The following is a 21,895-nucleotide window of genomic DNA, read 5'->3' as shown; positions in this document are numbered from 1 at the left end:
TGCTGACTCCTGCGGATTCAGCGCGGCCTTACAGCCGCGGTTACGAAGTAACTTCGCGTGTTCCGCAGGTCTCCCCAGATAAGAACGTCATCTTTCCGCCCGCGCTCGCCCAAGTCTACGGCTGTAGCCTTTGGCAGCTTTGGATTTTGTCATGGTATGGTGACTCATCCGACTGCAACCGCCTCAAATTGGATTCGTGTACCTCAAGCCGTGCGTTTGCCTCCAGCTTTCTTCAGATTCCGCCTCACGGCGGACACCCTTGCTCTTGGCTAATGGTAGGCGCTTGCCAGCCCCCATTCCGGACTTTCACCGTAGAGATGACGCCCATGCTGGGCGTACATACAGAAAACAACCACCCTTGAATTTCAGGGTGGTTGTTTTGCGTTTTGCGTTTAGTATGCAGATTCTCGTCAGATTATTGGGTCATGACTGATGCCTGGGCGGCATTCATGGAGAAATATTGTGCGGGCGAAGAAGCATCCGGCGGGAAATACACGACAAGCAGCCGCTCTTCATCCGTAAGCATCTCGCCCGTTTCCAGATAGTGGTCCAACCGGAATGGAAGCACTTCGATCATGACATGCTTATGCAAGTCCTTCTCGCTAATACGCAGGGAAGCGAAGGTTTCCGAGACGGCCTCGGGATGCTCCGCCAGCAGCTTAAAGTAACCGGCCTGAGCTGCCTTATCCAGCTTGAAGTCCCACCATATTTTTCTCGGCTTGTACTTATGGTTAAGGAAGTAATCCAGCTTCATCAAGCCCTCCACTACCTCCAGGCTCTTGGTTCCCCGCTGGATCAGGAAATCGCGCAGGCGGGTGAACAAATCCTCCAGCTGGTGGCCGATTTTTTGCCAGCCCCGGGATTCCCAGAAGTCCCCGAATTGCTGAAAGAAATCGAAGGCCGAAGGGAATTCCTCTCGAATCAAATAGTTTACGGTATGGTCCATCCGGTGGGCATTCCAATACTTCTCCAGAACATCCTCCACCCGTTTAATTCGAACCAGATCCGAGAAAGGCAAAATATCGTTGCCGAGAATTTCATAAGGCGCATAATCCATAAATTTATAGCCGTATTTCTCCGCATCCGCCCTCATACCGGTTCCTCGAAGCATTTTCAGAAATCCAAGCTGCAGCTCCTCCGGTCCCAATGCAAACACGTCGTTGAACGTTTTGCGGAACGAATTGTAATCCTCCTCCGGCAGGCCGGCGATCAAATCGAGATGCTGGTCGATCTTGCCGCTTTCCTTGACCTTGGTCACCGTACGGGTCAGCTTGGTGAAATTTTGCCTCCGTTTGACGAGGCTGTTCGTGATATCATTCGTCGACTGGACGCCGATCTCAAAGCGGAAGATGCCGGGCGGCGCGTTCTCCGCCAAATAGTCCAGCACCTCGGGCCGCATGATGTCGGCGGTAATCTCAAATTGAAATACCGTACCACGATGGTTTTTTATAAGAAAATCGAAGATTTCCATCGCATAGTCCCTTTTAATGTTAAAGGTCCTGTCCACGAACTTGATCAGCTTCGCTCCCGAATCGATCAGGTAAAGCAAATCGCTTTTGGTCCGTTCCATATCAAAATACCGTACCCCGACCTCAATGGACGACAAGCAGAATTGGCAGCTGAACGGACAGCCACGGCTCGTCTCGAAATAAACGACACGGTTCGCCAAACTTGGAACATCCTCGGCAAAGCGGTGCGGTGAAGGAATGTCATCCAGCTGCAGCTTGGGACGGGGCGGGTTGATGATCACTTTATCGTTCTTGCGGTAGGCCGCACCGAACACGCTGTACATTTTCCGGTCTCCCGAAAGCTCCTGAAGCAGGTGGTGGAACGTTTCCTCCCCTTCCCCCATCACGATGTAATCCACCTCGGGAAGTCGGTTCATCCAATACTCCGTATCGTAGGATACCTCCGGTCCTCCCAGCACGATAGTAAGCTCCGGCTTGATTTTTTTCATCATGTTGATGACCGTAATCGTCTCTTCAATATTCCAGATATAACAGGAGAAGCCGAGAATATCCGGATTTTTTTGGAACAAATCGGATACGATATTCATCGCAGGGTCCTTAATCGTATATTCTACGATATCTATATCAAAATCTTTCTCGCTGAACGCCTTCAAGTAACGAAGCGCAAGCGAGGTATGAATATATTTCGCATTCAACGTAGATAGCACAACTTTCATTCGAATACCCTCATTTGCTGGCAGAATCAATTATTCCTTTATTCTACACGGAAACAGGGATGAACACAAAAAAAAGAAAATGGAACGGCTTCTCCATTTTCCTGCTATGCCCAGCTGTTATTTGATTCAGTCCAGCCCGACTCCGGGGTCATCGCTTGAAGCATAAACTCGTCGCTGCCTTCCCCGTTCCATACATTGGCTTGGCTTATTAATTGAGCTTCTACCTGATCCTTCTGTGAAAGCAGCTCTTCGCGGTCACCCTCGGATAAAAGGAGATTTCGTTTTAATTGCTGGCGCTGCTCCATTCGTTTAGCCATTTGATATAAAATCATGCTCGATCTTCCCTTCTGCATTTTCCTCGTTATCGTTAGGATACCGCCCCAATATTAAGACAAGATTAGCGGAACATAAACCATTCGTTAAAAATCCTTTGACGATACGGATTCTCTCTCTATTTTTCCCAGTGAGTTGAAATATATGTAAAACGATGGCGCCTTATGCCAAAAAAAACAAGAACATTGCATATTGGCGTTTTCAGCGTCCTTAAGTTTCTCCCATCAGGTCGAACGTGTTATAGTATCTGTAACTGTATGAATACCCAAACCATCTATACGTAACGGAGCGAGGAATAAAGATGAACAAACCTAAAGGACAAACTGCCCCCCGTCAAGGCAAAAAGCCGTACAACGGACAGCAGCCCCGATATACAAATAGCGGCGATGACGTCAAGATCGGCGATCGTATTGTCGTAACGATAAAAAGAATCGGAATTAACGGAGAAGGTGTAGGCTATTACAAAAGAAAGGCCGTCTTTATTGACGGTGCCCTGCCCGAGGAGGTTGTCAAAGCCAATGTGACCAAGGTCGAGCCGACCTATTTGTCCGCAAAGCTGGCCGATATCGAGAAAAAATCTCCGGATCGCGTGAAGCCGCCCTGTCCGGTGTACGAGTCCTGCGGAGGCTGTCAGCTTCAGCATATGACTTACCCCGCTCAGCTTCGTGCCAAGGAGGAGCTTGTGCGAGAAGCCTTCAACCGGTACGCCAAGCTGGCGGATTTGCCGCTGCGGCCTATTCTCGGGATGGACGACCCTTGGGGGTACCGCAATAAAGCCCAGCTGCAGGCGGGCTGGGCTAATGAACAGATCATAACGGGGCTGTATTCCCCCGGCTCGCATCGGCTCGTCGATATTTCAGGCTGCCCGATCCAGCAGCCGGCGATCAATGATGTCATTGCCAAGGTCAAAGCTATCCTTTCCCGGCTCCATATTCAGCCTTATCAGGAGCGCAGCCGCAAAGGGACCGTACGCACCGTGGCGGCAAGGGTCAGCAGGCAGACGGGGAACGTCCAGCTGACGTTCATTACCGCCTCGGACAAGCTTCCGGAGAAGGAACGACTGATTACGGCGATCCGTGCGGAGCTCCCGAATGTGACTACCATCGCCCACAACATTAACAAGGCCGATACACCGCTCGTGTTCGGCGAAGAGACCCGCGTCCTGTGGGGTGAGGAACGTTTGGACGAGGAGCTTGGCGGCCTTCGCTTCTCCTTATCGCCGCGTGCCTTCTTCCAGCTTAACCCCGAGCAGACCGTCAAGCTGTACGATGCTGCCAAGGAAGCAGCGGCTTTGACCGGCAGCGAGCTTGTCGTCGATGCTTACTGCGGTACCGGCACGATTGGTCTATGGCTCGCTCCGCTAGCCAAGGAGGTTCGCGGCATCGAGATCATCCCCGAGGCGGTGGATGACGCCCGCCGCAATGCCGAGCTGAGCGGTGCTGACAACGCGAAGTTTTACGTCGGGCGCGCGGAGAAGCTGCTGCCCGAATGGGTCAAGCGCGGCACCCGTCCCGACGTCATCGTCGTCGACCCGCCGCGCACCGGCTGCGATCGCGAGCTGCTGAGCGCGATCGCGGCCGCGAAACCGGCACGACTCGTCTACGTGTCGTGCAACCCCTCCACCCTGGCCAAGGATTGCCAGGTGCTGCTGCAAAGCGGCTACCGGCTGGAGTGGATCCAGCCGGTGGACATGTTCCCTCAGACGGCACATGTTGAGTGCTGTTCACTGTTGGTGCTGAAAGATTAATATAAAGATGTATCGGTGCTCAGACCCTTCCCATAAATGGAAGGGTTTTTGATTTATATAACGAACATTATTGAGGGGGGAGTTTGAATGCACAATTTGCGTGCTTTAAATAATTATATGGTCAAACAGATGGACAACAAAAATTGTATCGTATTCGTTACGGGTGGAAAAAATCAGGTTGAAGTCATTGTAGATGTAGAAACTTGGCAAAATTATTTACACAAATATCATTGGACTGCAATCAAAAAGGATAATTATATCCAAGTAAAAACAAGCATTAACAAGCACTCTGTACGACTACATAGAATGATAATTGAAAATGAATATTCTGAGATTGACTATTGGGGCAACACTATTGACCATATAAATAATAATCCTTTAGATAACAGAATTGTGAATTTAAGAATATATAATAGCAAATTGAATTCTACTAATATAAGAAGTAAATATGCAGATGAGGGTTTGCATTTAATTTATCCACAGTTAAGTAAAGTAAATGGTGAAAAGATTGTTTACGGATACAAAGTGCATACTAATATTTTTGATGAAACAGTCTATAAAAATTTCCAAACAGTTGAGGAAGCAATAAAATACCGTGATAGTGTAGTACTTCCTTATATCGAGACTAGATTAAATGAATTAATAAAGAAAACTAGGGATATAGAGTTTGAAAGAGGGTTAAGAGATAAACTTAACAATAATGAAGAGGAAGAAATAATTAGAATATTGGAGAAATATAATTTTAAAGTAACCAAATGTGAAGAATAGGAGCAATCGATAATTGGATAATATACAAATTATACATAATTGTCCCTGCTGTGGTTACCCCACACTAGAAGAAAGACGTAGTTGGGAGATTTGTTGTTTATGTGATTGGGAGGATGACGGGCAAGATGACCCTCATGCAGATGAAGTTTGGGGCGGTCCTAATGCAGATTACTCATTAACGGAGGCAAGGAATAATTTTAAAAAGAATTATACAATGTACAGAGATAAGAGAAACATTTTACGACAGACAGAAAAAGAACTAGTAACTAAGAAAGCCCTGATTATTGAATTTGATAAGCTAAAAACTATTTCCAATGATTCAGCTAAGCAAATATGGAATGAAATTTTTTCTCTTGAAAATGTATTGGCAGATATTGTCCACGAAAGTACAGAACACTACAGTAATAACATAGAGAAAAATCAAGAAATCATAAACCTAATTAATTCCGATAACCCCGATACAATAGTTAGTGGCTTGCTTTCCCTTGCATTAAATGCGGATGATGGAGAGTTTGTACAAGACCTTATGTTCCGATATAGTCAGCATAAAAATGAAAATATAAGAGGAATAGCAATTCTATGTTTTGGTCATGTTGCTAGAATACACAGAAAGGTTAATAAGGACCTAATTATTCCACTTGTTAATGATGCATTGAATGATGAAAGTAAATTTGTTAGAGGACATGCTCATTCAGCTTTAGATGACATAAAAATGTTTTGTAAGTAATCACGCTTCGGGGATTATCTCTGAGGCGTTTTTTTATTGAGGGGGGTGGGTGACGATTAAACCCAATTTCGCATCTTCAGTCAGTATAACCATTATCATCCTAATTTCACTAAAATATTCTGCTCGAATAGGGAGTGGGTTAAAACAAGTGAACTTCTCCGAGCTTTCCTCAAAGAAGCCCTTAAAAACCCATGGTGGAGTTTCTTGCCTTGTATTTATTTCGAAGTAAGCATAAATATAGTTAAAATTTTTGGTGAATAAACCAGTGTTCAAGCATGCTTTATCGTTATGGATGAAAATTTTCATATTTTTATTTTCATCATCAAGAAGATTTGTTTCATCGACTAATCTTTTAAATGTGTGCTGAAAATAATTCTCCAAGATTGGGTAACTAAAAGTATGGCTTTAAGTCAATGTTAAGTAATGAAGGAGCGTCCCTACGGATGCTCCTTCATTTTTGTTTTAAATTGTATCAGAGCAAACACTACTCCTTTGGGACACATGCATGTTTGTTTTCACTGTCTACTCGTCACATGATGGTTCAAAAATGAGGTGTGGCTGGTTGCTTCTGTTCTTTTATATATGGGTATACTTTCGAATTAGATAATGAAGAAGAAGGGACTTTCACGAGTCAATCCAGTGACTTGTAGGATAGTCCTCTTGTTTTTTCAATAATGTGTCAACAAAGCGAAAATTGAAATACTGTTATTCATTATTGTTACGTATCTAGCACTGCACCTTGTTTTACATATTATATGTTTTATCGTATTATATAAATCGAGGAGGATGTGTAGATATGATAGGCGAAAAACAATGCAAAACATGTAAGGAGGTCAAACTAATCACCGAGTTTTCCTCGAAAGAAAATAATTGTAAACAATGTTTGAGATCAAAGAGTAAAGAAAATCTCTTAAAGCGTGCTTTGGAACCAAAGGAGTTCGTCATAGAAAAACAGTGCGCTCGTTGTAAGAAAATAAAACATAGATCAGAGTTCTTCAAGGACAAATATACAAAAGATGGATTACGAAGCTCATGCCATGATTGTGGGAAGTTGTTATCGCTTGAATATGATTTGGCTATTAAAGCAAAGCGTGAAGCAAACCCTGAATTGTACCAAGTACCCAAAAAGAAGTGTCCTTACTGTAAGGAATTAAAACATAGAAGCGAATTCAGCAAACACAGCTTCAAATTAGATGGTTTACAAACCTATTGCAAATTTTGTAGAAAGGAACTCGACAAGAAACGAAGGGAGCAATTCGTAGAGAAAGTAATTGTGGAGAAACGTTGCAAAAAATGTAGAGAAACCAAAAAAACGATTGAGTTTACAAAAAGCGTTAGTTCTAAAGATGGGTTTTCAAACACCTGCAGAGCGTGTTTGTCTATTCAGTATCGTAATCGAAAACGTGAAAAGCAGATTAAAGAGCGAATTGAGGCAATAAACTATGTAGAGATAGAAAAAGCTATCCCAAAAGAGATTGATTTGAATCAAACTAAGATCTGCTCTAGGTGTAGATTGGAGAAAACACTTCGTGAATTTAACTATAGTTATACTGTGAAAAGATTTCGTTCTGAGTGCAAGCAATGCGGTAAAGAAATAAGGCATAATTATACAGTGAATAATGAGATAAAGCGGTTACAGCGCTTGAAACAAAGGAGAGATTCTGAATGATAAAGCAAGAAGCCGAAATCCAAGAAAAATACACAGAGGTATTCGTAACGAAAAGCTACGAAAAGTTTAACACCATTGACGGAAACAGGATTATCAACGAATTGCATGTAAAACGTCTTATTGATTCCATGCAACAGAAACAATTAATTACACCAATTATTGTAAATGAGAAATATGAAATTATTGATGGCCAACACCGTTTTAAAGCCCAATCAATATTGGGGTTGCCTGTGTACTACATTGTATGTGAAGGGTATGGTCTATCAGAAGTTCACCGTTTAAACGAAAAAAGCAATAATTGGAAGCCGATTGACTTTCTAAATGGTTATGCAACCTTCGCTGAAAAAGAAGAAAAATTCTTTGAATACGTCTTACTAAAGGAATTTATCGAGAGTAATGCGATTACACCGATTTTAGGTATTTCTTTAACGAGAGGAGAATTAAATGAGCAGGACGCAATGACAGCATTCAAAAATGGTCATTACAAGGCAAATAACATCGAAGAAGTACAGAAGTTTATGAATTTACTCGAAGATTTTTCGCCATATTTTCAAGAAACTTATAAATCAACAAAGTTTATAAAAGCATTCCTGTTATTTTCAAATAGTTCAAAATACAACCATGATAATATGACAAAAAAGCTAGAATATATGAGTGGATACCTTCAACCGCGGAATCAAATTAGTCAATATCTGGACATACTTGGGGATATATATAACACTAGACTCTCAGAGAAAAGTCGTATTCACTTCAAAGGTGAGAAAGAAATTTAAAAGGACGGAGGTACATGATGACAAAATCAAAGACGACAAGCAGTTTTAGATTCGATATCGATTTTATTGATTTGCTGAATACCTGGTCATTTGTAAGTAAGCGAGAGAAGGGCGCTCTCCTACAGGAAGCATTCCGAGAGTACACTAAGATGAAGCAGAACTCTGACGTCGCCGAAAAAGTGAATTTAATCTTGGAAAGCTTGAAAGAGGATTAAATCACGGATGCGTATCTTCCCTCATATCCAAAATACCAATACTCGTGATAGACATATATATATCGACAATGCTCTCAATCTACGTGTGGGTTCGCATGATTCATAGGTGTCCACACGCCAAACGCAAAGCTGTGTGCTAGCTGTGGTCAGCCGAAATAAAGGTGTGACGACTGGAAAAGAAAGGTAATTGTCAGATGAATCAGCATAATTGTACCTGTTGTGGAAAGACGAGGATAGGTCATATTGCTAGAAAATACACAGGGCGGTTAAGAAGCAACTGATTATTTCACTTATTAATGATGCATTGAATGATGAGAGTAAATTTGTTAGAGGACATGTTCGTTCAGCTCTAGATGATATAAAAATGTTTTTTTGTAAGTAAATCACGTTTTAGGGATTATCTTTTTGAGGCGAGTCTGTCAAGTTTTCTGAGAATAAACCCTTAAATGAATCTAGCAACTTCGCTGCCGCGGCTTGACATGGAGCCTCTGTGGGCAGATCTAAGGCGATGCGGCGATATCTGAAAAGCAGGTTATCGCCAAGGCTAGATAGCCTATCATCCCCCCCTCCATGTAAAGCCGCTTTTAGCGTACCTGGACGCGTTCTGGGTAATACACCGTCAATTGCTGAAGGATTTGCCCCCAATTTTGCACGCGTCCCGTCCACTTCCGCTGGACGTCCATCGTTGAGAGGTAGAGCATCTTAAGTAATGCTTCGTCCGTTGGAAAGATACTTTTTCCCTTCGTTACCTTGCGTAGCTGGCGATGACAGCTCTCGATCATATTGGTTGTATAGATGAGCTTCCTCAGCTCCGCCGGATATTTTTAAAGAATGTAGCTTGCTCGTCCCAATTCTGTCTCCACGATTTGATGATCAGAGGATATTTCTGCCCCCACGCTTCTTCAAATCGATCAAGCTCGAGTAGCGTTGCTTCTTCTGACGGCGCTTTATAGATTGGCTTCAGATCGGCTGTTGCTTTCTTGAGATCCTTGTAGGATACATAACGTATCGAGTTGCGGATTTGGTGAATAATACATTTTGTATATCTGTCTTCGGATAGCAAGCTGCAATGGCTTGAGAGAAACCTGTTAGGTTGTCGACACGGGTAATCAGGATGTCTTATACGCCACGATTTTTGAGCTCGTTTAGAACATTCAGCCAAAACTTCGACGGTTCTGTCACCCTTTAATCACGATTTTATTGGTTACATTCGAAATGAAGTTTGGAGAAACCCCAATTCCATACAAACCTTGAAGATGGTCCTAAATGTCTCGAGTACTCACGTCCTTAGCATACAGCGCGATAATTTGATTTTTCAATTCCTGTGAGATTCGTCTGATTCTTCTTGGCCACAACCGGTTGAAATTCACCAAACGATCACGAGGGACTTCAATCTCAACATTGCCGTATTCAAAAGTGACGGTCTTTTTGGTAAAACCATTGCGGCTGTTTTTTGTCTGCTTGTTCTTTACGTCATGTTTCTCGTAATCCAGATGCATATCCAATTCGGCTTCCAAAGCTTCTTGAAGTACATCTGCAAAGAGTTCCTTTAACGTCTTTTGAATATCCTCCGCTGATTGGAAATTACGTTCCTTTACGAATTGGCGAAGTTCTTGCTTGGACAGCAGTCCGCTACGGGTTGTCATGAATGGATCCCTCCAACTTTGATCTAGTAAGTCAGTATTGACAAATTTATCTTAAGTTAAGAGGTTTCACATTTTATTTTACAGACCCGCTCATCCCATGTGGAGTGCTGGGTGTCGCTCACTAGAAAATAACCAATTCGAGCCGCATGTACCTGCCCAAATAACGAAGATCTCAAACGCGACTAAGCTGCCTGAGATCTTCGTTTTTTATGCAATTAATTAAACAAGCTTGAGATTTGCTTTAATTTCACTTTAGTAGGTCTTAATCACGTTTCTTTATGAACTCAGCCATTAACTTGAACACTCCCGCCGAGAAATTCATGGCTATATATATCAGAGATTTTATCCAGCACACGCTGCGCATGCTCTATAAATTTCAAGTCTGCAACCCGATCTTTCAACAGAAACACGCCGGTCTCATTGCAGTGTTTGCCGAGGGCTCCCTCAAATAATAAATTGGCGCCATGGGTAGGCGGAGAGGAAAAAAACTTCATAAACAGTTCAAACCATAAGGTCAATCCGGAATCTTTTCCTTTTCTTAGCGTGTTGTTAATTCCCGGGTCTACGCTTCGGATCTTGATGCCTTCCTTGGCAAGTTGCGGTGCGACGGCTTGAGTCCACAACGAAAGAGCCAGCTTTGAAGTTGCATAAGGGCCAAACATTTTGCGGAAGGTTTTGGGATGCTCTAAGTTTTCGATCGAAAACTCCTTAGTAAATCTAAGCGCCTGTGATGAAGTGTTAATCACCGTTTTTAAGCTGCCGTTTGTCAACAGCTCCTTTAATTCCATCAGAATAATATAAGGAACGACCGCCAACAATTCATAATGCATTTCGCGCCCTTGTTTCGAATAGCGCAGCTCACTCAAGCCTCCTCCGGCGTTGTTGAACAAAATATCGATCCGCTGCTCCTTGCTTTTGATTTCTTCCAAAGAGTGTCTCAAGCTGCCATAATCGGTGAGATCCTTCACTTTATAGGCTCGGAGCCATCCGTTCTTCAGATGATTTTGGAAGAATGTATCATCCGCTGGAAAATTCGACCGGTTTAAAGCAGCCACCTGCCAGTTCTCCGACAGCAATTTCCGGGTTAATGCCAACCCGATCCCACTACTTGCGCCTGTAATCAGTGCGATATGTTCTCGTTGTTTTATATTCAATGTACGTCCTCCTTCATTCAGCCTATTCATCGGTCATATGCGCACATCAGTCGGAGGCGGGCAGGAGGATCAGTTTGTCGTGGGCACGCCCGCTCTGACTGATTTCGACGGCTGAACGCCATGCATCGAGTGCGAAGGTCCTGGCGACCGGAATAGTGAACTTGCCGTCTGCTGCGTACTGGGCAAAGTCGCCGACAACATCATAACGTAGGGTATGTACTTCTCCGTAGCTGGCGCGAATGCCAAATTCAGCCGCTGCGGCGAAATCGCTGACGGTTAGGACGCGCTCGGGATGCCCATTGACGATATGGATTAAATCTATCATTGCGCCGCTGATTGGTGCGGCATCCAGGGCGAGGTCTACCGGCTGCTTCGCCAGTTCGGTCACTCGCTCGACCATTCCATCACCGTACGAGGTCACCATCGCTCCCATTGCGCGGAGTTTGTCGGCGTAGGTGGTACCCGCTGTTGCGACCACTCGAGCACCGCGCATGAGGGCAATCTGGACGGCGGCGAAGCCTACCGTGGTGCCGGCTCCGTGCACGAGTACGGTCTGGCCCGTCCTCACCCCGAGAGTATCAATGCCTCGGTAGGCGGTTTCGACCGCCATTGGCAATGCTGCAGCCTGCACAAAGTCGAGTCCGATCGGGATGCGGAACCAGTAGTACATGATCGCTCGGTCGGATGCACCGGCGCTTGATCCACCCATGAAATCGGCGGCACCCAGAACCGCATCACCTATGGCAACATCGGTAACGCCCTCTCCAACTGCGTCTACAATACCTGACACGTCCAGCCCAATCCCGCGAGGCAAGGGCAGTTGACCAGCAAAGTGTCCCCGGCACATCACCAAGTCAACCGGATTTAACCCACAAGCGCGCACACTCACGCGAATGCGTCCCGGCCCTGGTTCTGGGATCTCCACCTCCTCAAGGCGCAAGACGTCGGTGGGTTCACCGTAGTCGTGGAACCGAATTGTTCGCATGGTAGCAGGGTTGGATGCCTGATTCTTCACATTTTTGAAAGACGTATCTAAATTCTCCATTTCGATGTTCCCTCCAGTTTGCTCTGATGGAATAGTGTTCTCTGTGAATTCATACGGTCATCCAATGAAAAGCACGAAATCCTAAACGATTAAGTTCACTTGAAGGCAAGATGACTTGGAAAGTTACATGAAAATTCATGACATTCCTGCCTACATTTCAATAGTCATGAGAAGAAGCCCTGAGTCAGTTGCGAACTGAGAGTGCTTAGATCTGGGAGCCGCCTCCGTCAACAGGGAACTCAGCCCCGGTGGTATAGGTGGCCTCAAATGCCAGGAATGCTACGGCTTTGGCGACCTCGACCGGATCCCCGAAACGCAGCATTGGGATCTGCTGTTTCATCTGCGCCTTCGTCTGTTCTGCAATTTCCTTCGGCATCGACCGCTCCAGGATCCCTGTGTCGATGGGGCCGGGGCTGACTGCGTTGACGCGAATCTTCCGCGGTAATAGTTCACGGGCCAGACTACGAGTCATGGAGCGCAGCGCCGCTTTACTGGCCGCGTACGCACTGATCATCGGGATACCCAATACGTTCGTTATAGAGGTGGTGAGCACCACACCACTTCCTTCGTTAAGCAATGGGGCAAGTTTCTGTACGGTGAAGTACGGACCTTTAGCGTTGATTGTATGTAACTCGTCGTACACATCTTCGGACATTGACTCGAAAGGGACGTAGCGCGTGATGCCGGCGTTAACGAACAGGGCATCGATCGTGCCGAACTCGGCCTTGACCCGGTCGGCCAGCTTATCGATATCCGTCAACGATGCGGTGTCGCTCAGCAATGAGACCGCGTTGCTGCCGAGTTCCTCACTAGCCGAGTCAAGCTTAGCCTGGGTACGTCCGGTGATCAGAACGCGTGCTCCTTCATCCACTAGCAGCTTCGCCGTCACGAGGCCAAGTCCGCTGCTACCTCCCGTGATCACTACTTTCTTGCCAGCGTATTTACTAACAGGATTGTTTTCCATGTTCATCTTCCTCCCTTGGTTTATCCGGTATATAATCTTGCAACTGACGGACTATTGTTGGATAAGAAGCCCTTAGGTAGATTGCACAAGCAATCACCATAATGGGTATGCACTGCTTTCACAGAACCCATCGTTTCTAGTTTTCTTGTTTTACTTTGAACCAACGATAGACCCAACAGTGTAGTAAAAACTACACTGTCTGTGTTAATCTTATCTAAGCGGTTTGGGTTGTACAACCAGTAAACAGCCGCATTTGTGGCTTATACAACACATGTACTTATTTGTTGTCTTTAGCTTTCCTAACAACGCATGCTTACCACTATATCCCAAAGAGAGAGGGAGAAGCATAACATGCTCACTCACACAAACGATCCCCGTGTGAAACGGACACGTCAACTATTGATGCAGGCTTTTATGGAATTGCTTGAGAAGAAGAAGAATGTCTCTTCTATTACCGTACAAGATATTACGGCTTACGCGACCGTAAATCGCTCCACGTTCTATGCGCATTTTGAAGACAAATTCGCATTTCTTGAGAGCTGGATGAGGGAGAAATTTCAAGAGAAGCTGAAGAATGAGCTGCCTAATGCTGCTTTATCCGATACGGGGAGCCTGCGAACGCTTATTTTAATCGTTTTCGATTTTCTTTTCTGTACTCGTCCGTATATGACTTTAGCTGACCGACAGTATGAACCGTTATTTCAGGTCGCAATGCAAAAGGAACTACATGACCTATTATTTGCCTGGTTAAGTGAACAAGCGGAACCTTCCGTTTCACGAGAAACGGTTGAGACTGCCGCCCTGATTACAAGCTGGAGCATTTTTGGATCAGCCGTCGAGTGGAGTAGACATCCACAACATAGATCGGCGGAAGACATGGCTCGAGAAGTTTTGGTGGTCGTCGCTGCTGGTTTAGCACCCGTAATAGGGTAATGATATAGTGTTGTGAACAGGCGAAAGGTGATTCTGTGAATATCAGAATTGTGATGAAGAGCGACAAGTAATAGTCGATGACAATTTTCGTATCGGTGGGCAGTTGTTCCAGTAGGAGTGTAATTATTTATTACGACAAATATGATAACGAGCTCTGCCCCTCCTGTAACAAATGGTTGTCTGCTCCGTGTGGAGATTCATCTTGTATTTATGTAATGTTCGACCTAATAAGCCTCTAAAAAATCAAAACTCTTGCTGATAAGTCCTATGAGACTATGGAGTAACGAACCATGAAAATGATGTGGTGTTGGCGTTGTAAATGTGAAATGCCTATGTTAGATGAAGGAGAATATGCACGGATTCATAAGCTGTATGGTGATTGTATGAAAGCAACAAAGGAGTTTAGGCAAGAGCATGGGCTATCATTAGAACAGATATCTATGGATGAGAGATTTAGTCCTTTCGTAAAGGAATACGAAAAAATAACTGGTGTTTCGGGCGTTCATCATAACGCAATTATGCATCATCGAATATCTTTATTTGGCGACCCTTGCCAATATTGTGGCAAGCCATTGAGGACGCCAAACGTAAAGCTGTGTGCGAACTGTGGTCAGCCCAAATAATAGTTGATGGCTGAAAAAGAAAGGTAAGTGTCAGATGAATCGGCATAATTGTCCCTGTTGTGGTTATCCCACACTAGAGGAAAGACGAGGCTGGGAGATTTGTTGTTTATGTAATTGGGAAGATGATGGACAAGATGACCCCCACGCAGATAAAGTTTGGGGCGGTCCAAATCAAGATTATTCACTTACAGAGGCTCGGGAGAACTTCAAAAAACACTATATCATGTATAGAGATAGACGAAGAATCCTAAAACAAACGGATAAAGAAATTCAAACAAAGAAAAGCTTAATTAATGCATTTGAAAAACTAAGAAGTGAAAATAATGAATCTGTTCATCAAATATGGCAGGAAATCGACTCTTTAGAAAAGGTACTAGATGATATTGTTCATGAAAGTTCAGAGCGCTACAGCAATAATATAGAGAAAAATCAAGAAATCATAAACCTAATTAATTCTGATAACACCGATACAATAGTAAGAGGCTTGCTTTCCCTAGCATTAAATGCGGATGACGGAGAGTTTGTACAAGACCTAATGGTCCGATATAGCCAGCACAAAAACGAAAATATAAGAGGAATAGCCATTCTATGTTTTGGTCATATTGCTAGAATACACAGAGCGGTTAATAAGGAACTAATTATTCCACTTATTAATGATGCATTGAGTGATGAAAGTAAATTTGTTAGAGGACATGCTCATTCAGCATTAGATGATATTGAGTTGTTTTGCAAGTAATTACGCTTTGGAGGCCTTCTCTGAGGCGTTTTTTTATTGGGGGGTTACGATTAAATCCATTTCCGCATCATCAGTCAGTATAACCATTATTCAGATAAGGAACCGCCCCCATTAGACCTCAACGAAAGAATTTGATCCGCTTCCCATTCATTAATGGAAATGGCTTCTTTTATTATTGGAATGTCCCGGGAAGTTGAAATTCCTTAGCCTAGCTTTCTCTCTAGATGCCCAGAATTGGTGCATGATGCGTATATAAATAGAAATCCGAGTGTGCATCATGACGCAACAAAACAACCTTTTACCTACTTGTAATGGTTGTAATATGGTAATATTGTCCATTGGGGGGTGTCACCAATTAAGGTTGTTGATTATATACGGTATATAACATTCAAGCTCGCTGGTGCTGGCTATGCAATATTCTTCCTATGGGTTTTTGTCCTGCTGCTAACAGGGTTTAAATTGTACGAATCCTTTGCTTCTATTAACGAAATCAATGGGTGGATAACAATATATGGATATGGCTTTTTGTGTTCGATAATAATTGATTTAATTGTAAATTACATACCTTCCCAAAAATCTATTATTAAGTTACTGTTATACGCCGCGGCAGGCTTTGGATTTTTCATTTTTTCGGCAGGGAAAGAATGGATAATCTTTATGGGTGTGTTCGGTGTGATATTCTCCTTGATTTTTTATTGGGGTACCATAATATTACCTAAAAGACGTAAAATGATGTGGCTATTTGCATTTATTATTCCACTGCTTTTATTTACATCAATGAAGATTCTGCTAGCTGACAAAAAGGTAAATTTCCATGATGTAATTAGTGGCAATTCATACGAAGCCAAGTTCGATTACTTTAATGGGAATCAAGAAATCCCGATTTATCTAAAAAAAGGGCAGAAACTGGTTTATGTGTTTGTTTGGAATACAACACCTGTAGGTAATGGCGGGGCAGTTGGGCATCAAGTACTAACGCCCAATGGCAAATATGCATCGTTGCACCAAAGAAGTGATCATAAGTATGAGATAAATGCTGAAGAAGAAGGATTTTATAAGCTCGTAGCTCATGCGGATAGATTAAAAGGTAGTTTTACAGTCTCTTGGGACATAGAATAAAGCATTGAAAAGGCTGCTAGGTTCTAGGATATCAATGAATTGATTTTGATTAATAAGCGGGAAAGAATACAGCGAAAAGGCTAAAGAAGCCTGCTCCCTCAAACCTTTCCCTTTTTTTTATTTGGACATGCTTTAAACTATAATAAAGTTGTGATATAAAGAGCTGAGGTAGAATGAAGGAAATGCGTATTTTTTGAACTACGTATGAGGGAGGATCGACCATGACCAAGAGTAATGACACCAGCGATAAAAAGGGGTTGTCACCAGAACAGGCTGAAGAACTATTCGCAGCATTGAAAGCCCGATTTGAGAAAAATATGAACCGCCATGACGGCCTTGAATGGGCTGATGTTCAAGCCAAGCTCGAAGCTAATGTCGAAAAATTGTGGTCGCTCCATGAAATGGAGAGAACCGGCGGCGAACCGGATGTGGTCGGTCATGATCTAGAGACGGACGAATACATCTTTTACGATTGTTCCGCGGAAAGTCCTAAAGGCCGCAGAAGTGTTTGTTACGATCGGGAAGCTCTCGAGTCACGAAAAGAACATAAGCCGCAGAATAACGCTATGGATATGGCAGCCTCCATGGGGATTGAACTTTTAACGGAAGCACAATACCGGGAATTGCAGAAGCTTGGAAAGTTTGATACGAAAACATCGAGTTGGGTGATAACCCCTGACAATATTAGAAAACTTGGCGGAGCCCTCTTTTGTGACCGGCGCTACGAGACTGTGTTTGTGTACCACAATGGCGCGGAATCCTACTATGCCGCCAGAGGGTTCCGCGGCTCGCTGAGGGTCTGAATTTTGGAGTCCCTCAGTCATGTGGAGTGCTGTATGATGCCCTTCTCACAGAGGGCATTCTTTTTTGGAGCGTTTAGGAACGCAAATCTATCATTTATTCCAGTAAGGCCATTACACATCATAGGAGATGTCTCATAGAACATGTTAAAGAAAGAAGTCGCTAATATTCGCAAGCTGTTTAAGCTGGATCATGAAAAGCTTCAAATTCACGATATTTTGAATGTGTATATTATGAAGGAAACAAGCGAGATCTATCATTACGAACGTCAGCCTTTTGCGCTATTGGACAGGGAAAAACAGGAGCTTTATATGGGGAATTTCAAAAAGCTGATGGCCGGCGAATTGGATCAAAAGCTGTTCGAGCTAAAGCTTCACGAGGAAGCGGAGACGCCTACGCGGGTACTTCTTCATCAAGGTCTGGTGACCGGCAATCCGGAGGAATGGCATGATCTGATGATCCTGCTAGTGGAGAAAATGCTGGCGGATACCCAGTATGAAAAGGATACGGTGATTACTTTTGTCCGAGGCCAATACTACCAGCCAACCAAGGCTAGAAACGAAGAAGCCGAGGTGAGTGAAAACGACGAGATGTTCTCCAACCTGTTCATTCTGTGCAGCATCAATTCAACGGAGCAGCAAAAGAAAACGCTCATGTTCGATTACGTCGAGCGGGAATTCAAATACAATGTCATCGTGGACCCGATCATTAAGTTGAGCTCGCCGGAGCAGGGCTTTTTCTATCCCAGTGTAACGGATGGCTATTCCGATGTGAATCGTATTCTGTATTGCTCGGGGAGAGCGAATGATCCGAATCAGCATTTCATCGAGGAAGTCTTGAATGCCGAGAAGAGCGTGACTGCGCTGGAAGAGAGAGCCATTTTCGAAGAGATCGTAAAGGAAGTGGCGGGAGATCAGCTTGATACCTCAACGATAGCCAGCGTATACGAGGAAATTCATCAGGTCATCGAGACCCATGAAGAGGAAGAACCTCCTAAGCTGGACTATAAGGATGTGGAACGCTTGCTGACGGTCAGCGGCGTGGAGAATGTGACGGCGGAAAAGGTGGAACGAGCGTTCCAAACGATCGTCGACGACAAAAACTACGAAATTAAAGCGAGCAGCGTCATTCCGAAATTCACTTCAAAATCGATTAAGATCGATACGAAGATCGCCACCATTTCAGTCAGTCCTCAGGATCTGAAGTACGTAAGACAGGTCAATTATCAAGGGAAACGCTGCATCTTGATCGAGGTGGACGAGGACGCCGTCATTGACGGATTTACGCTCAGTACGGAAACGTTGTAGATTGGGAGCCTGGGATTGAACGTACCGCAAGCGATCTGATCTCAAGTAAACTTTATAAAGCGCCTCCTGATAGATATTGTAGGGCACATGCTCACATTCCATCAGCCGAGGCGCTTTCTTGCTTATAAAGTCGATGCCTTAGCGTAAAGCACTCTACCCTACTTTTCGCTTGACCCTAACACTAATGTCAGGGTTTATAATGAAATCGAATCGATCATCAGGAGGCGTTGAAGCATGAAAATCGGAGAGCTTGCAGCCCTTACCGGGGTCAGCATCCGTTCGCTGCGTTATTATGACCAGCTAGGCTTGATCAAGCCGGTTCGGCGTGAGAACGGCTATCGGGAATATTCGCCGCTGGCGGAAGAGCAGGTGCGGACCATACAGTTCTACCTCAAGCTCGGACTGTCGACGGAGCAGATCGCCGGTTTTCTTCATTGTGTCTTGAAAAATAAGGAAGCCTTCTGCCAGGAAGTGCTCCCGGTTTACCGCCAAAAGCTTGCGGAGATCGATGCTCAAATCCACCTGCTGCAAAACATCAAGTCGAATCTGGAGGAGCGTATTCAGTCGATTTTGGATGAACGGCAAACCCACGATGAGGAGGAACAAAAATGAGCATACCCAGAGTCAACACAACCACGTTTCGGAGCGCCATTAAGGAAAAGGAAGTGACGCTTGTCGATTTCAGCGCCCAATGGTGCCCACCCTGCAAAGTGCTCCTTCCTATTCTAGAAGAGCTGCAGCACGAGGAAGGAAGCCGCTTGTCGATCTTGCAAATAGATTGCGACGAGTCGCCGGAGATTGCAGCTGAATATGGCGTTATGTCCATGCCGACCGTTATCGTATTTCATAACGGCGAACCCGTGGACAAATTTATTGGCCTCCGGCCCAAGGGAGTATATCAGGCGGCGCTTTCGCGGTATGCGTAATACTTCCGAAAAACGACATGCCGCAGCAATCTTCGCCAATTTGTGACATATTTGCAGGAAATCCCCTCCAAATGTCGAAAGAAAGTAAAGGCGATTAGGTATAACCTGTCGCCAGTACATTCCATCGAATGAAGTAGCGGAGGCATTTTCCATGAACCGAATCACCCTTATGATCATGCAGCTGTTCCTGATGATCATCGCATCTGCTTGCGGATCAACCAGCAGCGGCAAGGCTGAGAATCTGAAGAGTCAGTCGGCTCCTTTTGCTATTCTTCCCTCTCCTTCCTTGTCGGCGGCACCAAGCCCAGAGCCGGAGGAACGCAAGCTGACACCCGACGAAGAAGTCGCCCTGGCTTATATTACCGACTACTTAAATAGTGACGATCCCGAGGGCAAAGCCAATTACGTGAAGCAGCATTTTGCTCCCGATATGCAGGAGACGGCCTTGAAATACGCCTCTACTGTCACAAAGAAGGATAAACGCTTCAAAGACCCGAGCGTTAAGGAATCGATACAAATGCCGGTTAACGGGGTTCAGGTTACCCTGGTACTCATTCAGGGGTATGAAGACCAGCCATGCCGCGCATGCAATAACTTCAAAACCATTAAAGAAGTCATCCTGATGATCGCAGATAACAAAATGGTGTGGGGTTACTTGAAAACGGACGATTTTCACGAACGGCTGTCCTTCTATTTACTCCGGCATCAGTTCAAAACCGCCGCGGGAGAGGTTCCCGCATTAACCCTAACAGAGGGGGCGCCGGAAGAGGATCAGGAAGTGGGGCTTGCCTACATCCATGACTTTTATAACAGCGATGATTTAAAGGGAAAAAGAGCATTTCTGTTCCAATCCATTCAGCCATCGGTAACATCCACTTTCTACGCACATACCCAGGTAGCGACGAATAAAAACATTCGTCTTCAAAACGCCAAGGTTGCAGAATCGCTGCAATATCAGTTGGAAGAGCGGCGAGGCTCCTTGGTTCTCCTTCAGGGAGAATGCTCGTGTGACAACAAGGAATTGATTATACTGGTCGTCGATGCCAAAATGGCATGGCAGTATAAGAAGCTGGATAAGCTGCAGGAAGATATCATCTACCATCTTATCCGCGACAAATTCCAGTCCCCTTCCCCTTCCCCTTCCTGATATCATACAGCTCCATACAGAAGCCCAGGCTGGCAGGCCTGGGCTTCAATATGTTACAACTTTACTCCGATAAGCCGCCCACATCCGCTTCCCCCGCTCCCTTGTGCTGCTCATTCGCAGAGACGATCAGCTTCTGCAGCCATTCCGGGACCTCGGAGTCCGATACGTTCAGCATATCCAGAAAATCAGAATCGTGCAGCAAGGAACGGATCCCGGAGACGGCATTGCGATCACCGCTTACCGAGCCGAACCCTTGGGTCAGCTTCTGGTGGCTCTCGAAGCCAGTCGGCCAGTTGTTGCCCATATTAATGCAGGCCGCATTTTCTACGGAGCCGATACGGATGGAGCCGATCACAAATTGAGGAGATAAAAAAGAAGATATGGCCATAACCTCCCATCCTGGAATGAGTCGCTGATCAGCTTTTGGTTACGCGGTAACCGGTTTGCGTCCGCTGCAGGCCTGATAAAGGAGGATCCGACATCTGGGAGGAAGGATTCGCCTTATGGGGGCTTTGCCGCTGCTCGGAGGGCACCGCAGAATCCGTCTTCCTTCGGATGTCGGCCTGCAGGGAAGATGAATCCGGGGTGATCTTGGCGCCAAAATTGTTCCCCAAATTCAGAGAGCCGCTTAGCTGCTCGATATCCAGATTGTCCAGACGATACTCCATTTTCTCCACAACCGGCTGATGAATATGGACATTTTCGATGGTAATCTGCGTCGTATTCGTTCTTAATTGTTCAAGGGATTGTTCAATTCGGCTAAACCGGTTGTTTAAATCCTGAAACCGTTTATCCAGCTCCACAGCCAGCGCTTGGGGTTGGGGCGGCCGCTTTTTCCAAAACATATGACTCACATGTTTCGTAACTTGGTCGTTGATACAGTATCGAATTGATCATCATCCCTTAAAGACGCTTGTAAACCGGTGATAAGAAGATGCTTTCCGTTGACTGTGCCAAAGGCTTGGTTGCGCTTGGCCTTATGCTTATAATTGCACTGAATGTTGCTTCCATGGAAAATGCCTGACGAGCTGGACACCGTTCCAATTTGAAGATCATAGAAATGGATTCGTACCATCT

The 21,895-nt window shown here is 44.9% G+C and carries 25 protein-coding genes; 13 read left to right on the top strand and 12 right to left on the bottom strand.

Annotated features, from left to right (window positions below):
- Window positions 1–415: 415 nt before the first annotated feature.
- A complete protein-coding gene (locus tag ABEA66_RS01420) occupies window positions 416–2,185 on the bottom strand; it encodes a B12-binding domain-containing radical SAM protein (RefSeq protein ID WP_079913978.1) in 1,770 nt (589 codons plus the stop codon).
- A gap of 104 nt (window positions 2,186–2,289) precedes the next feature.
- Window positions 2,290–2,517 (bottom strand): hypothetical protein, encoded by a 228-nt coding sequence (locus ABEA66_RS01415; RefSeq protein ID WP_345585358.1) that lies wholly within the window; start codon window positions 2,515–2,517, stop codon window positions 2,290–2,292.
- 302 nt (window positions 2,518–2,819) lie between these two features.
- Here ABEA66_RS01415 and rlmD point away from each other — a divergent pair, with 302 nt between their 5' ends.
- The 3 genes from rlmD to ABEA66_RS01400 all read left to right on the top strand — a co-directional run bounded on the left by rlmD (window position 2,820) and on the right by ABEA66_RS01400 (window position 5,760).
- A complete protein-coding gene (gene rlmD / locus ABEA66_RS01410) occupies window positions 2,820–4,265 on the top strand; it encodes a 23S rRNA (uracil(1939)-C(5))-methyltransferase RlmD (protein WP_345585356.1) in 1,446 nt (481 codons plus the stop codon).
- Window positions 4,266–4,352: 87 nt separating this feature from the next.
- On the top strand, window positions 4,353–5,033 hold the full coding sequence (locus ABEA66_RS01405; RefSeq protein ID WP_345585354.1) for an HNH endonuclease: 681 nt from the start codon (window positions 4,353–4,355) through the stop codon (window positions 5,031–5,033).
- A gap of 13 nt (window positions 5,034–5,046) precedes the next feature.
- Window positions 5,047–5,760: a CPCC family cysteine-rich protein gene (locus ABEA66_RS01400; protein ID WP_345585352.1), complete on the top strand. Its 714-nt coding sequence runs from the start codon at window positions 5,047–5,049 to the stop codon at window positions 5,758–5,760.
- Window positions 5,761–5,793: 33 nt separating this feature from the next.
- On the opposite strand, the gene ABEA66_RS36270 is transcribed toward ABEA66_RS01400, so the two are convergent.
- A complete protein-coding gene (locus tag ABEA66_RS36270) occupies window positions 5,794–6,141 on the bottom strand; it encodes a DUF3825 domain-containing protein (protein WP_377740108.1) in 348 nt (115 codons plus the stop codon).
- Between the two features lie 415 nt (window positions 6,142–6,556).
- Between ABEA66_RS36270 and ABEA66_RS01395 the strand changes: the two genes are divergently transcribed.
- Together ABEA66_RS01395 and ABEA66_RS01390 are read left to right on the top strand one after the other, a co-directional pair.
- The gene (locus ABEA66_RS01395) at window positions 6,557–7,429 is read left to right on the top strand and encodes a hypothetical protein (protein WP_345585350.1); all 873 of its coding nucleotides are present in this window, start codon (window positions 6,557–6,559) and stop codon (window positions 7,427–7,429) included.
- Window positions 7,426–8,202: a ParB/RepB/Spo0J family partition protein gene (locus ABEA66_RS01390; protein ID WP_345585348.1), complete on the top strand. Its 777-nt coding sequence runs from the start codon at window positions 7,426–7,428 to the stop codon at window positions 8,200–8,202. The genes ABEA66_RS01395 and ABEA66_RS01390 overlap by 4 nt, the downstream gene beginning before the upstream one ends.
- A 799-nt stretch (window positions 8,203–9,001) precedes the next feature.
- Here the strand turns inward: ABEA66_RS01390 and ABEA66_RS36265 are convergent.
- The 6 genes from ABEA66_RS36265 to ABEA66_RS01370 all read right to left on the bottom strand — a co-directional run bounded on the left by ABEA66_RS36265 (window position 9,002) and on the right by ABEA66_RS01370 (window position 13,226).
- Complete coding sequence (locus ABEA66_RS36265; RefSeq protein WP_417629273.1) at window positions 9,002–9,199, bottom strand: hypothetical protein; 198 nt, start codon at window positions 9,197–9,199, stop codon at window positions 9,002–9,004.
- Window positions 9,200–9,222: 23 nt separating this feature from the next.
- Window positions 9,223–9,480 (bottom strand): transposase, encoded by a 258-nt coding sequence (locus ABEA66_RS36260; protein ID WP_425571470.1) that lies wholly within the window; start codon window positions 9,478–9,480, stop codon window positions 9,223–9,225.
- 199 nt (window positions 9,481–9,679) lie between these two features.
- Window positions 9,680–10,063 carry a transposase gene (locus ABEA66_RS36255; RefSeq protein WP_417629275.1) on the bottom strand — a complete coding sequence of 128 codons (384 nt, stop codon included), beginning with the start codon at window positions 10,061–10,063 and terminating at the stop codon, window positions 9,680–9,682.
- A gap of 284 nt (window positions 10,064–10,347) precedes the next feature.
- Window positions 10,348–11,217 (bottom strand): SDR family NAD(P)-dependent oxidoreductase, encoded by an 870-nt coding sequence (locus tag ABEA66_RS01380; RefSeq protein WP_345585346.1) that lies wholly within the window; start codon window positions 11,215–11,217, stop codon window positions 10,348–10,350.
- Between the two features lie 46 nt (window positions 11,218–11,263).
- Entirely contained in the window at window positions 11,264–12,262 is a 999-nt protein-coding gene (locus tag ABEA66_RS01375) for an NADP-dependent oxidoreductase (RefSeq protein ID WP_345585344.1), read from the bottom strand.
- A gap of 205 nt (window positions 12,263–12,467) precedes the next feature.
- The gene (locus tag ABEA66_RS01370) at window positions 12,468–13,226 is read right to left on the bottom strand and encodes an SDR family oxidoreductase (protein WP_345585342.1); all 759 of its coding nucleotides are present in this window, start codon (window positions 13,224–13,226) and stop codon (window positions 12,468–12,470) included.
- A gap of 351 nt (window positions 13,227–13,577) precedes the next feature.
- On the opposite strand from ABEA66_RS01370, the gene ABEA66_RS01365 reads away from it, so the two are divergent.
- The 8 genes from ABEA66_RS01365 (at window position 13,578) to ABEA66_RS01330 (ending at window position 20,818) form a co-directional block, all read left to right on the top strand.
- Complete coding sequence (locus ABEA66_RS01365; RefSeq protein WP_345585340.1) at window positions 13,578–14,159, top strand: TetR/AcrR family transcriptional regulator; 582 nt, start codon at window positions 13,578–13,580, stop codon at window positions 14,157–14,159.
- Window positions 14,160–14,816: 657 nt separating this feature from the next.
- Entirely contained in the window at window positions 14,817–15,518 is a 702-nt protein-coding gene (locus ABEA66_RS01360) for a CPCC family cysteine-rich protein (RefSeq protein ID WP_345585338.1), read from the top strand.
- A 345-nt stretch (window positions 15,519–15,863) separates the two neighbouring features.
- Window positions 15,864–16,637, top strand: a complete 774-nt coding sequence (locus ABEA66_RS01355; RefSeq protein ID WP_345585336.1) for a hypothetical protein — start codon at window positions 15,864–15,866, stop codon at window positions 16,635–16,637.
- Window positions 16,638–16,858: 221 nt separating this feature from the next.
- Window positions 16,859–17,440: a DUF4256 domain-containing protein gene (locus ABEA66_RS01350; RefSeq protein WP_345585334.1), complete on the top strand. Its 582-nt coding sequence runs from the start codon at window positions 16,859–16,861 to the stop codon at window positions 17,438–17,440.
- 141 nt (window positions 17,441–17,581) lie between these two features.
- Entirely contained in the window at window positions 17,582–18,745 is a 1,164-nt protein-coding gene (locus tag ABEA66_RS01345) for a DUF4317 domain-containing protein (RefSeq protein ID WP_345585332.1), read from the top strand.
- A gap of 234 nt (window positions 18,746–18,979) precedes the next feature.
- Window positions 18,980–19,357 carry a MerR family transcriptional regulator gene (locus ABEA66_RS01340; RefSeq protein WP_079913898.1) on the top strand — a complete coding sequence of 126 codons (378 nt, stop codon included), beginning with the start codon at window positions 18,980–18,982 and terminating at the stop codon, window positions 19,355–19,357.
- A complete protein-coding gene (trxA, locus tag ABEA66_RS01335) occupies window positions 19,354–19,671 on the top strand; it encodes a thioredoxin (protein ID WP_345585329.1) in 318 nt (105 codons plus the stop codon). Before ABEA66_RS01340 ends, trxA begins: the two co-directional genes overlap by 4 nt.
- 151 nt (window positions 19,672–19,822) lie before the next feature.
- Window positions 19,823–20,818, top strand: a complete 996-nt coding sequence (locus ABEA66_RS01330; RefSeq protein WP_345585327.1) for a hypothetical protein — start codon at window positions 19,823–19,825, stop codon at window positions 20,816–20,818.
- A gap of 61 nt (window positions 20,819–20,879) precedes the next feature.
- Here the strand turns inward: ABEA66_RS01330 and ABEA66_RS01325 are convergent, their stop codons facing one another.
- Genes ABEA66_RS01325 through ABEA66_RS01315 form a run of 3 tightly spaced genes read right to left on the bottom strand, consistent with a single transcriptional unit; the run spans window position 20,880 to window position 21,893 of the window.
- Window positions 20,880–21,206: a hypothetical protein gene (locus ABEA66_RS01325; protein ID WP_079913895.1), complete on the bottom strand. Its 327-nt coding sequence runs from the start codon at window positions 21,204–21,206 to the stop codon at window positions 20,880–20,882.
- A 28-nt stretch (window positions 21,207–21,234) separates the two neighbouring features.
- Window positions 21,235–21,663 carry a spore germination protein GerPC gene (gene gerPC / locus ABEA66_RS01320; protein ID WP_345585324.1) on the bottom strand — a complete coding sequence of 143 codons (429 nt, stop codon included), beginning with the start codon at window positions 21,661–21,663 and terminating at the stop codon, window positions 21,235–21,237.
- Window positions 21,664–21,668: 5 nt separating this feature from the next.
- Complete coding sequence (locus tag ABEA66_RS01315) at window positions 21,669–21,893, bottom strand: hypothetical protein (RefSeq protein ID WP_345585322.1); 225 nt, start codon at window positions 21,891–21,893, stop codon at window positions 21,669–21,671.
- Between the last annotated feature and the right edge of the window lie 2 nt (window positions 21,894–21,895).

This window comes from Paenibacillus vulneris, assembly GCF_039543185.1.
Lineage (GTDB): Bacteria > Bacillota > Bacilli > Paenibacillales > NBRC-103111 > Paenibacillus_S > Paenibacillus_S vulneris.
Note: the sequence above shows the minus strand (reverse complement) of the source record. Positions and strands in the feature narration are given on the sequence as shown.

Coding starts and splice junctions, on each gene's coding strand:
- ABEA66_RS01350 (WP_345585334.1), top strand. CDS start 16,859: ATGACCAAGAGTAATGACACCAGCGATAAAAAGGGGTTGTCACCAGAA.
- ABEA66_RS01395 (WP_345585350.1), top strand. CDS start 6,557: ATGATAGGCGAAAAACAATGCAAAACATGTAAGGAGGTCAAACTAATC.
- ABEA66_RS01360 (WP_345585338.1), top strand. CDS start 14,817: ATGAATCGGCATAATTGTCCCTGTTGTGGTTATCCCACACTAGAGGAA.
- ABEA66_RS01330 (WP_345585327.1), top strand. CDS start 19,823: ATGAACCGAATCACCCTTATGATCATGCAGCTGTTCCTGATGATCATC.
- trxA (WP_345585329.1), top strand. CDS start 19,354: ATGAGCATACCCAGAGTCAACACAACCACGTTTCGGAGCGCCATTAAG.
- gerPC (WP_345585324.1), bottom strand. CDS start 21,663: ATGTTTTGGAAAAAGCGGCCGCCCCAACCCCAAGCGCTGGCTGTGGAG.
- ABEA66_RS01370 (WP_345585342.1), bottom strand. CDS start 13,226: ATGGAAAACAATCCTGTTAGTAAATACGCTGGCAAGAAAGTAGTGATC.
- ABEA66_RS01325 (WP_079913895.1), bottom strand. CDS start 21,206: ATGGCCATATCTTCTTTTTTATCTCCTCAATTTGTGATCGGCTCCATC.
- ABEA66_RS36265 (WP_417629273.1), bottom strand. CDS start 9,199: ATGATCGAGAGCTGTCATCGCCAGCTACGCAAGGTAACGAAGGGAAAA.
- ABEA66_RS36255 (WP_417629275.1), bottom strand. CDS start 10,063: ATGACAACCCGTAGCGGACTGCTGTCCAAGCAAGAACTTCGCCAATTC.
- ABEA66_RS01415 (WP_345585358.1), bottom strand. CDS start 2,517: ATGATTTTATATCAAATGGCTAAACGAATGGAGCAGCGCCAGCAATTA.
- ABEA66_RS01420 (WP_079913978.1), bottom strand. CDS start 2,185: ATGAAAGTTGTGCTATCTACGTTGAATGCGAAATATATTCATACCTCG.
- ABEA66_RS01390 (WP_345585348.1), top strand. CDS start 7,426: ATGATAAAGCAAGAAGCCGAAATCCAAGAAAAATACACAGAGGTATTC.
- ABEA66_RS01315 (WP_345585322.1), bottom strand. CDS start 21,893: ATGGTACGAATCCATTTCTATGATCTTCAAATTGGAACGGTGTCCAGC.
- ABEA66_RS01365 (WP_345585340.1), top strand. CDS start 13,578: ATGCTCACTCACACAAACGATCCCCGTGTGAAACGGACACGTCAACTA.
- ABEA66_RS01405 (WP_345585354.1), top strand. CDS start 4,353: ATGCACAATTTGCGTGCTTTAAATAATTATATGGTCAAACAGATGGAC.
- rlmD (WP_345585356.1), top strand. CDS start 2,820: ATGAACAAACCTAAAGGACAAACTGCCCCCCGTCAAGGCAAAAAGCCG.
- ABEA66_RS01375 (WP_345585344.1), bottom strand. CDS start 12,262: ATGGAGAATTTAGATACGTCTTTCAAAAATGTGAAGAATCAGGCATCC.
- ABEA66_RS01340 (WP_079913898.1), top strand. CDS start 18,980: ATGAAAATCGGAGAGCTTGCAGCCCTTACCGGGGTCAGCATCCGTTCG.
- ABEA66_RS01345 (WP_345585332.1), top strand. CDS start 17,582: ATGTTAAAGAAAGAAGTCGCTAATATTCGCAAGCTGTTTAAGCTGGAT.